Annotated in this window: 9 protein-coding genes; 7 read left to right on the top strand and 2 right to left on the bottom strand. The window is 69.1% G+C overall.

Annotated features, from left to right (window positions below):
- A partial coding sequence (locus ENSA5_RS38635) for a hypothetical protein (protein WP_181198365.1) occupies positions 1-704 on the top strand: 704 nt, incomplete at its 5' end.
- Here the strand turns inward: ENSA5_RS38635 and ENSA5_RS31745 are convergent.
- Positions 674-934: a hypothetical protein gene (locus tag ENSA5_RS31745; protein WP_106395470.1), complete on the bottom strand. Its 261-nt coding sequence runs from the start codon at positions 932-934 to the stop codon at positions 674-676. The two genes, ENSA5_RS38635 and ENSA5_RS31745, sit on opposite strands and share 31 nt — an antisense overlap.
- 309 nt (positions 935-1243) lie before the next feature.
- Between ENSA5_RS31745 and ENSA5_RS31750 the strand changes: the two genes are divergently transcribed.
- The 4 genes from ENSA5_RS31750 (at position 1244) to ENSA5_RS31765 (ending at position 5758) form a co-directional block, all read left to right on the top strand.
- Positions 1244-2380, top strand: a complete 1137-nt coding sequence (locus tag ENSA5_RS31750; RefSeq protein WP_106395471.1) for a hypothetical protein — start codon at positions 1244-1246, stop codon at positions 2378-2380.
- Positions 2381-2526: 146 nt separating this feature from the next.
- Positions 2527-3678, top strand: a complete 1152-nt coding sequence (locus ENSA5_RS31755; protein ID WP_106395472.1) for a hypothetical protein — start codon at positions 2527-2529, stop codon at positions 3676-3678.
- Between the two features lie 134 nt (positions 3679-3812).
- Positions 3813-4976 carry a hypothetical protein gene (locus ENSA5_RS31760; protein WP_106395473.1) on the top strand — a complete coding sequence of 388 codons (1164 nt, stop codon included), beginning with the start codon at positions 3813-3815 and terminating at the stop codon, positions 4974-4976.
- An 11-nt stretch (positions 4977-4987) separates the two neighbouring features.
- Complete coding sequence (locus ENSA5_RS31765; protein ID WP_146156331.1) at positions 4988-5758, top strand: hypothetical protein; 771 nt, start codon at positions 4988-4990, stop codon at positions 5756-5758.
- A gap of 127 nt (positions 5759-5885) precedes the next feature.
- Here ENSA5_RS31765 and ENSA5_RS31770 read toward each other — a convergent pair whose 3' ends face one another.
- Positions 5886-6083: a hypothetical protein gene (locus ENSA5_RS31770; RefSeq protein WP_106395475.1), complete on the bottom strand. Its 198-nt coding sequence runs from the start codon at positions 6081-6083 to the stop codon at positions 5886-5888.
- Between the two features lie 112 nt (positions 6084-6195).
- Between ENSA5_RS31770 and ENSA5_RS31775 the strand changes: the two genes are divergently transcribed.
- Positions 6196-7185, top strand: coding sequence for a hypothetical protein (locus ENSA5_RS31775; protein WP_106395476.1), 990 nt, complete (start codon positions 6196-6198; stop codon positions 7183-7185).
- Positions 7186-7222: 37 nt separating this feature from the next.
- Positions 7223-13786, top strand: a complete 6564-nt coding sequence (locus tag ENSA5_RS31780) for a DEAD/DEAH box helicase (RefSeq protein WP_106395477.1) — start codon at positions 7223-7225, stop codon at positions 13784-13786.

Raw genomic sequence — 13786 nt, forward strand, 5'->3', positions numbered from 1 at the left:
ACCCCGCCAAGACCAAGGTCATCCCCCCAACCAGCACCCCAAAATGGCCAAGCACCGACCAACCCCTCGCGCTTTCATGCGGCGACTTCGAGACCTGCGCCAACGAGTTCCCCACCCCGATCGGCCCCAGCCTCTACTACAACGACGCCGAGACCCCCTGGGGCCCGGGCATGGGCGGCGCCGACCACCAGTTCACGACCTCCCTCGCCGGCCACTCCTCGCTCGCGATCACCCTCGCCAACCCAAGGTCGACCCCGAGCTTTGACGCGGGCGCCCTCGACTACGGCGAGGTCGAGTACTCGGCTCCAAACTGTGGCGAGCTCGAGTGCCCCTTTTATCTCGCCAACCTGACGATCTCCAATCATTCGAATGTCTGGCAGCTCTACTCCCACGACCTCCTCGACGACGTCTACATTAGCGATGTCACCGTCGCGCTCCGGCGGCCGACCCTCGGCGTATGGAACACTGCGACGGGTGAGCTCTACCTCGGCGAGGAGCGCCTCGACCTCATCGTCACGGGGACCCTGCAGATCGGCGAGGGCTCGCCCCTGAACGAGACCTACTTCGTGACCAACAGCGCGGCGATCTTCGGCCAGATCGGGCTCGACGGCGCGGTCGAGATCTTCGACGTGCAGGTGGACGACCGCGAGTTCTCGCTCGAGGCGACCCTCGACTACGACGCGCCCGCGAGCCTGGCCTTTTGAAGCTCGAGCGCTTGGGGGAGCATGCTGGCGGTCGTGCATCCGCCGTTGTCCGAGTTCAGCAGGCCGAGATCGCACTCCTCGCCCTCCTCGACCTTGCCGTTGCCGCACACCGGGACCTCCTCGCCGGCTTCCGTCGAGGTCTCGTACGTGCCCTCCTCGCTGTCGCTGTCGCTGCCCATGCCGCTCTGCGCTTGCGTGCTCGCGTCGCCCGCGACCTCGCCGGTGGACATACACGCGGAAGCAGACAAGAGCAGGGACGAGAGGCCTGTCAGGGCTGCATGCTTCACACAAGGTCGTCGGAGAGAGCTCGCTCGCATCGGGGCAGCATAGGGCCGCGATTGCGCGGCGCGGGACCCCCCGACACGGCCGCCGACACGCCTGGCTCGGTGTGAAGAGCTGGCTCGACAAAGGTCGCGTGGAAGCGGCGCCACCGGGCCCGGCGCCACGCTGATTTTGCGTAGAACACGAAGAACACTCGGGCGGCTTGTCGGCGGTGAACTGTGCTCCTAGCTTTCCTGGCGAGGGTCATGCCGCGTCTCATGTCCATCGCCGTGGTTGGGGTCGCGTGCTGTCACTGCACCGAGCTACCGACCGAGGTTGGCGAGCACGTGGGCTACCACTGGGACGACAGCGAAGCCCGGCTGTGCGGCGGGACGGTGCCGACCGTCGACCGCTTCCTCGAGGCGGTCGGCGGCTACTACGGCTGGGCGCCCGACGAGCTCGGGCCGGGGGTCGAGTACCTTTGGTACGAGGAGCTCGCCGTTAACACGTGCTCGTGGTTTGGGTCATTTAGCTGTCAGATCAGCAACATGAACCGGCCGACCGTGCTCTCGGATGACCCGATCAATACCCACGAACTCGCCCACGCGTCTCGCGGCGGGCACGGCCCTAAACTCCTCGGTTACCCGGCCTTCATCAACGAAGCCTTTGCCTCGCGCTGGAGCTCCGCGGTGATCGAATATGGCCAGCCCTTCCTGACCTCGCCAGAGTTCCTCAGCGCGGCGGAGCTGCGAGCGGCGCTCGAGGTGACCAACCCCAACAAGTTGGACTACGGCCTCGCCTTCACCTGGTGGGTCGCGCTCGAGTCCACCTACGGGCCAAACAAGATGGCCGAGTTCATCGTCGAGCTCGACGGCGTAACCTCGGCGACGGGCGTCGAGCGGGCGCTGCGGCGGGTGTTCGGCATCTCGCTGGCCGAGTCGGCCGCGCTGGCCGAGAGCTTGCCCCTGGCGTCGGTCGATGACCCCGCCTGCGAGCTCGACGGGCTCCCGACCTTCACCTGGACCGGCAGGCCCCTCGTGGTCGAGCGCAGCGACGCTCACTGCGACGATGGTGACATCATGAACATGGGACACGACCACACAGGCTGGCTGTTCGCCCTCGAGCTCCCGGACACGCGGAGCGACTACTATGTCAACCTGACGCTCCCGCCCGGCGTGGACCCGGCCACCAAGGCCATGTACCTGGTCGAGTGCCACGGCGAGCTCGAGTTCGGTAACCCGTTCCCATACAACGTCGCGTTCGCGGACACCAAGGTGCAGAGCGGACCCTGGCGCCTGCGGGGGCGGCAGGTCGGGCATCTGTCCACCGATATGAACCCCGACGGCGCCGTCGTGCTCCCGCGCGTGGTCTTCGAGCGTGTGCTCACCGACGCCGATCGGCCGATGCCGCCATGAGCAGCCGAGCCTCGCGCCTACTTGCTTCGCGGCGCCGCCGGCCCCGGCGCCACGCTGATTTTGCGTAGAACACGAAGAACGCTCGGGCGGCTTGTCGGCGGTGAAGTGTGCTCCTAGCTTTCCCGGCGAGGGTCATGCCGCGTCTCATGTCCATCGCCGTGGTTGGGGTCGCGCTCGGGTGCTGTGACTGCACCGAGCTGCCGACCGAGGTTGGCGAGCACGTGAGCTACCACTGGGACGACAGCGAAGTCCGGCTGTGCGGCGGGACGGTGCCGACCGTCGACCGCTTCCTCGAGACAGTCGGCGGCTACTACGGCTGGGCGCCCGACGAGCTCGGGCCGGGGGTCGAGTACTTCTGGGACGAGGAGCTTTCCGTCAACGCGTGCTCGTGGCCTGGGACGTTCAACTGTGAGAGCCATACGATCCGGCCGATCGTGTTCTCGAACGCCCCGATCGAGACGCATGAGCTCGCCCATGCGTCACGGGGCGGGCGCGGCCGTCCAATGTTGGGTTTTCCGCCCTTCATCAACGAGGCCTTCGCCTCACGCTGGAGCTCCGCGGTGATCGAGCGTGACCAGGTCCTCCTGACCTCGCCTGAGTTCCTCAGCGCGGCGGAGCTACGAGCGGCGCTCGAGGTGAACGACGCCACGAAGCTGGACTACGGCCTCGCCCTCACCTGGTGGGTCGCGCTCGAGTCCACCTACGGGCCAACCAAGATGGCCGAGTTCATCGTCGAGGTCGACGGCGCGACCTCGGCAAAGGGCGTCGAGCGGGCGCTGCGGCGGGTGTTCGGCATCTCGCTGGCCGAGTCAGCCGCGCTGGCCGAGAGCTTGCCCCTGGCGTCGGTCGATGACCCCGCCTGCGAGCTCGACGGGCTCCCGACCTTCACCTGGACCGGCCGGCCCCTCGTGGTCGAACGCAGCGACGCTCACTGCGACGATTCTGACATCGTGAACATAGACCGCCGCAGCGCAGGCTGGCTGTTCGCCCTCGAGCTCCCGGATACGCTGACCGACTTCTACGTCAGCCTGTCGCTCCCGCCCGGCGTCGACCCAGTTACCAAGGGCATCTACCTGGTCGAGTGCGACGGCGAGCTCCAGTTCGACACCATGATCCCCTACTACGCCGCAAGCGTGAAAAACGGCGGAGCCTCGGGCACGCTGAGGTGGCCCTGGCGCCTGCGGGGGCGCCAGGTCGGGCGTCTGTCCACCAATATGAACCCCGACGGCGCCGTCGTGCTCCCGCGCGTGGTCTTCGAGCGCGTGCTCACCGACACCGATCGACCGATGCCGCCATGAGCAGCCGAAGCTCGCGCCTACTTGCTTCGCGGCGCCGCCGGGCCCGGCGCCACGCTGATTTTGCGTAGAAAACGAAGAACGCCTGGGCGGCTTGTCGGCGGTGAAGTGTGCTCCTAGCTTTCCTGACGAGGGTCATGCCGCGTCTCGTGTCCATCGCCGCGCTCGGGGTCGCGCTCGCGTGCTGTCACTGCACCGAGCTGCCGACCGAGGCTGGCGAGCACGTGAGCTACCACTGGGACGACAGCGAAGTCCGGCTGTGCGGCGGGACGGTGCCGACCGTCGACCGCTTCCTCGAGACGGTCGGCGGCCACTACGGCTGGGCGCCCGACGAACTCGGGCCGGGGGTCGAGTACTTCTGGGACGAGAAGCTTTCCGTTAACGCGTGCTCGTGGCCTGGGACGTTCAACTGTGAGAGCCATACGATCCGGCCGATCGTGTTCTCGAACGCCCCGATCGAGACCCATGAGCTCGCCCATGCGTCACGGGGCGGGCGCGGCCGTCCAATGTTGGGTTTTCCGCCCTTCATCAACGAGGCCTTCGCCTCACGCTGGAGCTCCGCGGTGATCGAGCGTGACCAGGTCCTCCTGACCTCGCCTGAGTTCCTCAGCGCGGCGGAGCTACGAGCGGCGCTCGAGGTGAACGACGCCATGAAGCTGGACTACGGCCTCGCCCTCACCTGGTGGGTCGCGCTCGAGTCCACCTACGGGCCAAGCAAGATGGCCGAGTTCATCGTCGAGGTCGACGGCGCGACCTCGGCAAAGGGCGTCGAGCGGGCGCTGCGGCGGGTGTTCGGCATCTCGCTGGCCGAGTCAGCCGCGCTGGCCGAGAGCTTGCCCCTGGCGTCGGTCGATGACCCCGCCTGCGAGCTCGACGGGCTCCCGACCTTCACCTGGACCGGCCGGCCCCTCGTGGTCGAGCGCAGCGACGCTCACTGCGACGATTCTGACATCGTGAACATAGACCGCCGCAGCGCAGGCTGGCTGTTCGCCCTCGAGCTCCCGGACACGCTGACCGACTTCTACGTCAGCCTGTCGCTCCCACCCGGCGTCGACCCGATCACCAAGGGCATCTACCTGGTCGAGTGCGACGGCGAGCTCCAGTTCGACACCATGATCCCCTACTACGCCGCAAGCGTGAAAAACGGCGGAGCCTCGGGCACGCTGAGGTGGCCCTGGCGCCTGCGGGGGCGCCAGGTCGGGCGTCTGTCCACCAATATGAACCCCGACGGCGCCGTCGTGCTCCCGCGCGTGGTGTTCGAGCGCGTGCTCGACGACGCCGATCGGCCGATGCAGCCATGAAGAGCCGAGCCATGCCGACACACGCACGCACGACCATCCTCGCGTCGACCTGCTTCGCCGCGCTCGCGCTCATGCCCGCACGCCTGCTCGCGGCGCCGCCGAGCCCGACCGCAGCGCCAGCTCCCACGGTGGAGTCCGGCGCGCCGCCACCTCCCACGGTGGAGTCCGGCGCGCCGCCCCTCCCCAAGCGAGCCAAGCGACAGCTCGCGGGAGGCGGCGTCATGCTCGGGCTTGGCTTCGCGCTCGAGCTCAGCGGCGCGATCATCTCGACCCGCTGCACCCTCGGGAGCTGGGACGTGGCCCCAACCGGGGTGCGCGGGTGCGCGGCAGGCTTCTCCGTGTCGGTGGGTGAGCCGAACGGGCCCAATCGCTACACCCTGGTCTCGACGGGCACCTCGAGCGCCTACGTCATGGGCCGGCTGGCCGCGGCGCCGCTGTTGATCGGCGGGTTCACCCTGACGATGGTCGGCGTCGCCTCGGCGGGGACCCGCGCCTCGACCTGGTCGCACGCGACCAAGCGACGGCTGGCCTGGTCCTTGTTCGGCGCGGGGCTCGGTGTGCTCGTGGTCTCGAGGGTGATGCGGGCCGTGTTTGTGGCCACGGGCACGTGTCAGGAGCCGACCTGCGTCCACGGCTTTGACCAGAGCAGCCTGTGGATGGGGCGCGGCCTGACCTTCGCGGGCGGCGGCATGCTCGTCCAGGGCGCCGCGAGGCGGGCCGAGCTCGGGCTCGGCGGCGGGCCCACGCAGGGCTTCGGGGTCTCGGTCGTCGGTCGGTTTTGAGCCGCCGCTCGGTCGGGGCGCCGCTGCTAGATCTGCAATTTGGGATCAGTACATTCGCCGATCTTGCGGCTTGGCATGGACAAAATCGCGCTAGCCTGCTCATCGGACTTCGAGCCTTACATTCACGTCAACACGTCCCGGCCAGCGAGGCATGCGTCGGCGCGGACTCCGGCTCGTCAGCCGTCGATTCCGCCGGGGCCACGCTGAATTCCCTGCCCTGGCCTTCGACACACCCAACGCCGAATGGCGTCACGCTCACGCGACAGGAGAACACCATGAAGATCTCATCCATCACTTCCACCACACTCTTGCTCGCGGCGCTCACAGCCTCAGCGGCGGGGTGTCAACCCCCAGACCCCGACGGACTCTACATTTGGTGCGACGGCTCCGAAGTCGGTCTGTATTCGTACAACACCTTGAAAGGCATACAGAACCCAATGTTCAGCCTTTGCCTCGGCTCCAAACATTGGGGTGGGGAGGGCGAGACCGGAGGCATCGACATCAACAACTGGACCAACGACGACGAGGACATTGACGCCATCCGCAGCATGTGCCAAGAACAGTGCGTAAACGAGTCAAATGGAGCCGGCAATTGCCTGCAATCGCCCGACAAAAAATGGCAGATCAAGAACCACGAAAAAATGGCCGTCCCCGACCCGCTCATGCTCATCGACAACCCCGCCGAGATCACGTGCAAAGTCCCCAAAGACAAACGCGCCAGGAACCCCGCCAAGACCAAGGTCATCCCCCCAACCAGCACCCCAAAATGGCCAAGCACCGACCAACCCCTCGCGCTTTCATGCGGCGACTTCGAGACCTGCGCCAACGAGTTCCCCACCCCGATCGGCCCAAGCCTCTACTACAACGACGCCGAGACCCCCTGGGGCCCGGGCATGGGCGGCGCCGACCACCAGTTCACAACCTCCCTCGCCGGCCACTCCTCGCTCGCGATCACCCTCGCCAACCCAAGGTCGACCCCGAGCTTTGACGCGGGCGCCCTCGACTACGGCGAGGTCGAGTACTCGGCTCCAAACTGTGGCGAGCTCGAGTGCCCCTTTTATCTCGCCAACCTGACGATCTCCAACCATTCGAATGTCTGGCAGCTCTACTCCCACGACCTCCTCGACGACGTCTACATTAGCGATGTCACCGTCGCGCTCCGGCGGCCGACCCTCGGCGTATGGAACACCGCGACGGGTGAGCTCTACCTCGGCGAGGAGCGCCTCGACCTCATCGTCACGGGGACCCTGCAGATCGGCGAGGGCTCGCCCCTGAACGAGACCTACTTCGTGACCAACAGCGCGGCGATCTTCGGCCAGATCGGGCTCGACGGCGCGGTCGAGATCTTCGACGTGCAGGTGGACGACCGCGAGTTCTCGCTCGAGGCGACCCTCGACTACGACGCGCCCGCGAGCCTGGCCTTTTGAAGCTCGAGCGCTTGGGGTAGCATGCTGGCGCTCGCCCATGCTCCCGTCTGTCGTCGCCACCTCGCTAAAGTCCACGATCCGCGATTACCTGCGGACAACCTTCTCCCTCCGCGACAAGGCCTACGAGCGCGCGCTCCTGGCCCACCTCGAGGACCCGAGCGAGGGCATGTTCCGCGGGCCCTACCTCGATCTGCGCCTGCCCTTTCGATCCGGCGATCCGGCCGAGGTGCCCCTGCGGATCAAGCCGGCCTTCAAGCCCCACGCCCACCAGCTGGTCGCCTGGCAGCGGCTCAGCAGCGCAGACAAATCCCCTCGGTCCACGCTCGTCGCAACCGGCACGGGCTCGGGCAAGACCGAGTGCTTCTTGTTTCCGCTCCTCGATCACTGCTATCGGCACCGCGATCAAAAGGGCATCAAGGCGATCATTCTCTATCCGATGAACGCGCTGGCCTCGGACCAGGCCGAGCGCTTCGCGCGAGAGATCCACAACTGGCCGGCCGGCGGCGCGCCCGAGCTGCGCGGGCAGATCCGCGCGGGGCTCTACGTCGGCGGCGACGGCTCGCACCCCGTCGCCGACGAGCACCACCTCGTCGACATGCGCGCGCACCTGCGCGAAGACCCGCCACACATCCTGCTGACCAATTACCGGATGCTCGACTTTTTGCTGCTCCGGCCCGAGGACGGGGAGCTGTGGAAGCACAACGACGAGCCCAAGACCCTGCAGTACCTGGTCCTCGACGAGCTCCACACCTACGACGGGGCCCAGGGCACGGACGTGGCGTTCTTGATCCGTCGGCTCAAGCAGCGCCTTCACGTGCCCAAGGGCCACCTGTGCTGCATCGGGACCTCGGCGACCATTGGAGCGGGTGGAGCAGGTGGGGGCGGCGAGGGTCAGGAGGGCAAGGCGGCGCTGCTGCGCTTCGCCCAGGACGTGTTCGACGAGCCCTTCGACGACGAGTCGATCGTCGTCGAGGACCGCCTGACGATCCGCGAGACCTTCGACGAGTCGCCTGACCCCTCGCTCGGCGACGCCTCGACCGCGACCCGCGAGCAGCTCGACCCCGAGACCTACGCCTGCCCCGAGGACTACCTCGACGCCCAGGCCCAGCTGTGGCTCGGGGCGCCGAGCCCCGACCGGAGCCCGCGCTGGATCCCCGACACGAGCGCGTCCACCGACGAGCGCGAAGCCGCGCAGGTCGCCCTTGGCGAGCTCCTGGCCCGCCATCAATACCTGCGCGAGCTCCTCGCGGCCCTCGGCGCGCGCGGCATCTCGGGCCCACGCAGCTGGCGAGAGGTCGTCGAGGCGCTGCCCGAAGACGAGGCCTTCGAGGCCCGCGAGCCCGACGAGCAGTGGCTGGTCCTGAGCTCCTTCTTGGCCCTGGTGTCCCACGCCCGCAGGCGCGAGGGCGAGCGCGTGGTCCCCTTCTTGACCCTGCAGCTGCAGCTGTGGATGCGAGAGCTGCGTCGGCTGCTCCGCCGGGTCCCGCGGACCCCGGGCGAGCCGCCCCGCTTCGCCTGGCACGACAACCTCGAGGCGCGCAAGAACGTGCGCCACGCGGTCCAGGTCCACTGTCGCGAGTGCGGCGACGTGGGCCTCGGGGCCGTGCAGGTCGAGGGCAAGGACGAGCTGATCCTGGCGCCCGAGCGGGTCGGCGAGGCCTACCTGCGCGGGTCCGACACCGCCCGCTACCTTCGCCCCGGCGGCTCCCCCGACGACCGCGACGGCCAGGGCCGGCTGTTTCAGCAGTACCTGTGCCCCGCGACCGCGCACCTGGGCCTCAAAGACGAAGCCCGCGCCCTCGACGAGGACGACGACGGCAACGAGACCCCGATCCCGCCGCTGCCCGTCAGCGTTCATGGCGATCTGAGCGACGAGGGCCACCGCTTCTTGCGGCGCTGCCCGGTCTGCGGGAGCGACGACGCCCTGTCGATCATCGGCTCGCGGGCGGCGAGCCTGTCGAGCGTCGCAATCTCCAACCTCTACCTCTCGCCCTACAACAACGATCCCAAGCTGCTCGCGTTCACCGACTCGGTTCAAGACGCCTCGCATCGGGCGAGCTTCTTCGCCGGGCGGACCTTTCGCTTCGTCATGCGCACGGCGATGCAGGCGGTGCTCGAGGCGAGCGACGAAGATCTGAGCATGGACGGCTTCGTCGACCGGATGCTCGACTACTGGGGGGCCCGGCTCGAGGCCGACGACCCGGCGCGCGCGGGCAAGCTGGCGGCGACCTTGCTGCCGCCGGATCTGCGCGACGACCCCGAGTACCAGGGCCTGGTCAAGGCGGTCGCCGACCCCAAGCGCAAGCCGAGCGCCAAGCAGCGGCGCCACGTCGACAGCATCCTGCGCCAGCGCCTGTCGTGGGAGGTCGCGCGCGAGTTCGGGCTCGGCGTGGTCATCGGGCGGAGCCTCGACCGCACGGTCTGCGCGACGGCGACGCCCGACGTCGAGGCCCTCGACCGGGCCAGCGCGAGCCTGCACACCTGGCTGCTCGAGACCCGCCCGGTGGCCATGAAGGGCGCCGGGCCGTCGCAGGCCGACACTCGCCACTTCCTCGACGGGCTGATCGAGCGCCTGCGCGCGCGCGGGGCCGTGCACGACAAGCTGCTCGAAAAGTACGTCGAGCACGGCAACCGCTTCTTCCTCTCGCGCCGCAAGAACCCCTACCTCTCGCGCTTTGGCCCGCGCTCGCGCTACCCGCTGTTCGCCTACCACGGCAGCCAGCACAAGCTGTTCGAGCCGCTGCTGTCCCCGCCCAAGCGGCTGAGCTGGTACCGCGACTGGTGCGCGCGATCGCTGCGGCTCGAGACCCGCGACGGGGGCATCAACGATGTCCTGCTCGAGGGCGTCCGCCGCCTCGCCGAGGTCGGCCTGGTCGAGACCCGCGCGACCCGGGGCCCGGCCAAGACCGACCCCAAGGCCAGCGGGCTCGCGCCCGCAAAGCTGATGCTGACCCGCGCGGTCGAGCTGGTCGGGTGTCCGACCTGCGGGCGCGCGCGCACGGTCGCGAGCGCGGCGCTGCCTCGGTGGACGGGCAGCCGCTGCATGACCTACCGCTGCGAGGGCCAGTACCAGCGCGTCGACGCGAGCGAGGCCCGCGAGAGCTACTACCGCAAGATCTTCCGCGACGGCCGGATCCGGCGGGTGTTCGCGGCCGAGCACACGGGCCTGCTCAAACGTGACGACCGCGAGGCGCTCGAGACCGAGTTCAAGCGGGGCCTGCGTCCCGACGCGCCCAACCTGCTCACCTGCACGCCGACGCTGGAGATGGGCATCGACATCGGGGATCTGTCGGCGGTCATGCTCTGCTCGGTCCCGCCGCTCCCGGCCAACTACCTCCAGCGAGTCGGCCGCGCCGGGCGAAAGACCGGCAACGCCCTGATCCTCACGATCGCCAACGCCCGGCCCCACGATCGCTACTTCTACGAGGAGCCCGAGCAGATGATGCGCGGCCGGGTCGACCCGCCCGCGTGCTTCCTCGACGCCCCCGAGATGCTCTCGCGCCAGCTCGTCGCCCACGCCCTCGACTGCTGGGCCCGCGACGCCCAGGGTCAGTTCATCCCGCGCCGGATGGGGCTGCTGCTCGGGCCGGCCAACAAGGGCTTCCCCCACACCTTCTACGAGTTCTACGACGAACACCTGCTCGAGATCGGTGCAAATTTCTTCAAGGCCTACGCCCGCGACACCCAGCTGCACCCGGCGTGGAAGAAGATCCGCGAGGATCTCCACACCCAGATCCTCGAGCGCCAGGTGCCCGCGCGGATCAAGGCGGCCTTCGAGGAGGTCGAGCGCGAGCGGGCCGGGCTGCGCAAGCGTCGCGAGGCCCTGAGGCAGCGCAAGGCCGCGCTCGAGGCCGACCCAGGCCTCGCGATCGCCCACCCCGACGACCCGACAAACTCGGCCACCCACGAGATCGCCGACATCGACGAGGCCCTCCGGGCCTACGCCCGCCAGCTCGACGCGCTCAGCGACAAGTACCCGCTCAACGTGCTGACCGACAAGGGCGTGCTGCCGAACTACGCGTTCCCGGAGCCGGGCGTGACCCTGCGCGCGACCCTGTTTGGCGTCCGCGACCCGGACCAGGCCGAGACCGAGACCAAGACCGCCACCAAGGCCAAGCGCGCCCGGCAAAAGGCCGAGTACCTCCGCCCGGCCCGAGCGGCGATCCGCGAGTTCGCGCCCTTCAACAGCTTCTACGCCGAGGGCCGCAAGATCGAGATCACCCAGCTCGACCTCGGCAGCAAGCAGGCCCCGACCGTCGAGACCTGGCGCTTTTGTGCCAAGTGCAGCCACAGCGCGCTCGAGACCGAGTCGCCAGCGCAGGTCGACGCCAGCTGCCCCGTCTGCCACGACCTCAGCTGGAAGGACCAGGGCCAGCTGCGCCGCCTGATCGAGTTTCGCAAGGCCTGGTCGACGACCTCGGTGCTCGAGGCCAGCACCGCCGACGAGAGCGACGAGCGGGCGCAGGAGTCCTACCGCCTCGTCGAGCTGATCGAGGCCGAGCCCGGCACCGCGCTCGGCCAGGCCCGGCTGATCGAGGTCGATGACTTCGTGTTCGGCTACGAGCTGATGCCGCGGGCGACCCTGCGCGAGATCAACTTTGGCCGCGCCTGGGAGGTCGGCGTTGCGACGGCGATCGGCGGTCAGGACATCGACCAACACGGCTTCGTGGTCTGCTCGCTGTGCGGGCGGGCCCAGGAGCCGGGCGAGGGCGCGCGCCCGGCCCACCTGCCGTGGTGCAAGGTCCGCACGAGCGGCGAGCCCGAGCGCTTCGAGCAGGTCGGCCTCTACCGCCACAACACCTCCGAGGCGATCAAGATCCTGCTGCCCGTCGCCGACCACGAGGTCAGCGAGATCGTCAATTCGTTCCGGGCCGCGCTCGAGCTGGGCTTTCGCAAGAAGTTCGGCGGCCAGCCCATGCACCTCCAGGTCACGACGATGTCGGAGCCCTCGGGCGACACCCGCCGCCGCTTCCTGGTCATCTACGACACCGTCCCCGGGGGCACGGGCTACCTGTCGGAGCTGTGGCGCCACGGCCAGCTGTTCGAGGTCATGCGCCTCGCGATCGAGGCCATGAGGCGCTGCCGCTGCGTGAGCATGGATGGGCGCGACGGCTGCTACCGCTGCGTCTACGCCCACCAGCACCAGCGGGACCTGGCGAGCATCTCGCGCGCGCGGGCCGTCGAGCTGTTCGAGACCGTCGTCGCCAACCAGCAAGAGAGCAAGACCGTGATCTCGCTGTCGGACGTCAACCTCGACTCGGTGCTCGAGAGCGAGCTCGAGCGCCGCTTCGTCACCGCGCTGCGGGCGGCCGCGCAGGCCCGGGGCTGGCGCTGGGCCGACACCGTCCACCAGGGCAAGCAGAGCTGGCGGATCACCGTGAGCGAGGAGCTCGCGTGGGACGTCCGGCCCCAGGTCAACGTCGGCCCGCGCGAGGGCGTGAGCGTGGCGAGCAAGCCCGACTTCGTGCTCGTGCCGGTCGGGCGCGAGACCCGGCGGGTCGCGGTGTTCACCGACGGCTTCGCCTATCACGTCCAGCCCGACGCCGCGGTCTCGCGCGTCGAGGACGACATTTGCAAGCGCCGGGCGCTGCTGAACACCTCCGACGGCCTCGCCCCGAGCGAGCGCTACTGGGTCTGGTCGCTGACCTGGGCCGACATCAAGACGGCCCTCGAGGGCGGCGAAGGGGTCGAGTCGCTGCTCGCCGAGGTCGACACGCGCAGCTTCGCCAAGCTGGCGGAGGTCCTGACCACGCCGGGCGGCCCGAGCCCGGAGCGAGAGCTCGGCGCGCTCGAGAGCTTCGCGCTCTTGCTGCGCTGGCTCGCGGCCCCCGACGAGCAGCTGTTTGGGTTGACCGGGCTGTGTCTGGGGCTGTCGACGCTGAAGCTGACCGAGCAGCGCAGCGCGGCCGCGGTCGCGGCGGCCCGCGCGGCGCTCCGGGACGCGCACGAGCTGCCCACGACCACCGCGCTGGCGAGCGAAGCCGGCGGCGGGCGCTTCGCGTCGTGGCGCAACAAGGGCCACGCGCACCTGCTGTGCGCCGTGACCCTCGAGGCCCTCGCGGCGACCGACTACGGCCAGCTCGAGCTGAGCCTGCGCCTGTTCGACACCCCCGCCCAGCGCCGCGCCGAGGGCTTCGGGGCCGACTGGCGGGCCTTCCTCCACGCCTGGAACCTGCTTCAGTTCCGCGACCTCCACGTGACCAGCACCGAGCGCCTGATCGCCGCCGAGGGAGCGCCCGAGGAGCACGCGGTGGCGGCGGCGCCGGAAGCGGTGAGCGCCTCGGTCACCGACGAGATCGCCGGCCTCCGCGCCGAGCTCGCGACCCTCGCGTCCGAGTTCAGCGAGTGCCTGGGCTTGTTTCGTCAGCTCTCGGAGCGCGAGCTGCCCGCGCCCGAAGAGCCCGTCGACGAGTTCCTCCTCGGCGGGCGCGAAGACGACGTGGATCTGATCTGGCCGGAGCTTCGCGTGGCGCTGTTGAGCGACGCCAGCGACGAAGACCGGCGGCGCTTCCGGACCCATGGCTGGGAGCTCTTCGACCCGATCGGCGATGATCCCAGCGCGATCGTTGCCGCCATCACCAGCCGGAGCGAGCAGGCGTGA

Source organism: Enhygromyxa salina (assembly GCF_002994615.1).
Lineage (GTDB): Bacteria > Myxococcota_A > Polyangia > Nannocystales > Nannocystaceae > Plesiocystis > Plesiocystis salina_A.

Bases quoted from the DNA above. Each gene is read 5' to 3' on its own strand.
- ENSA5_RS31775 (WP_106395476.1), top strand. From the start codon at position 6,196: ATGTTCAGCCTTTGCCTCGGCTCCAAACATTGGGGTGGGGAGGGCGAG.
- ENSA5_RS31745 (WP_106395470.1), bottom strand. From the start codon at position 934: ATGTCCACCGGCGAGGTCGCGGGCGACGCGAGCACGCAAGCGCAGAGC.
- ENSA5_RS31760 (WP_106395473.1), top strand. From the start codon at position 3,813: ATGCCGCGTCTCGTGTCCATCGCCGCGCTCGGGGTCGCGCTCGCGTGC.
- ENSA5_RS31780 (WP_106395477.1), top strand. From the start codon at position 7,223: ATGCTCCCGTCTGTCGTCGCCACCTCGCTAAAGTCCACGATCCGCGAT.
- ENSA5_RS31750 (WP_106395471.1), top strand. From the start codon at position 1,244: ATGTCCATCGCCGTGGTTGGGGTCGCGTGCTGTCACTGCACCGAGCTA.
- ENSA5_RS31765 (WP_146156331.1), top strand. From the start codon at position 4,988: ATGCCGACACACGCACGCACGACCATCCTCGCGTCGACCTGCTTCGCC.
- ENSA5_RS31755 (WP_106395472.1), top strand. From the start codon at position 2,527: ATGTCCATCGCCGTGGTTGGGGTCGCGCTCGGGTGCTGTGACTGCACC.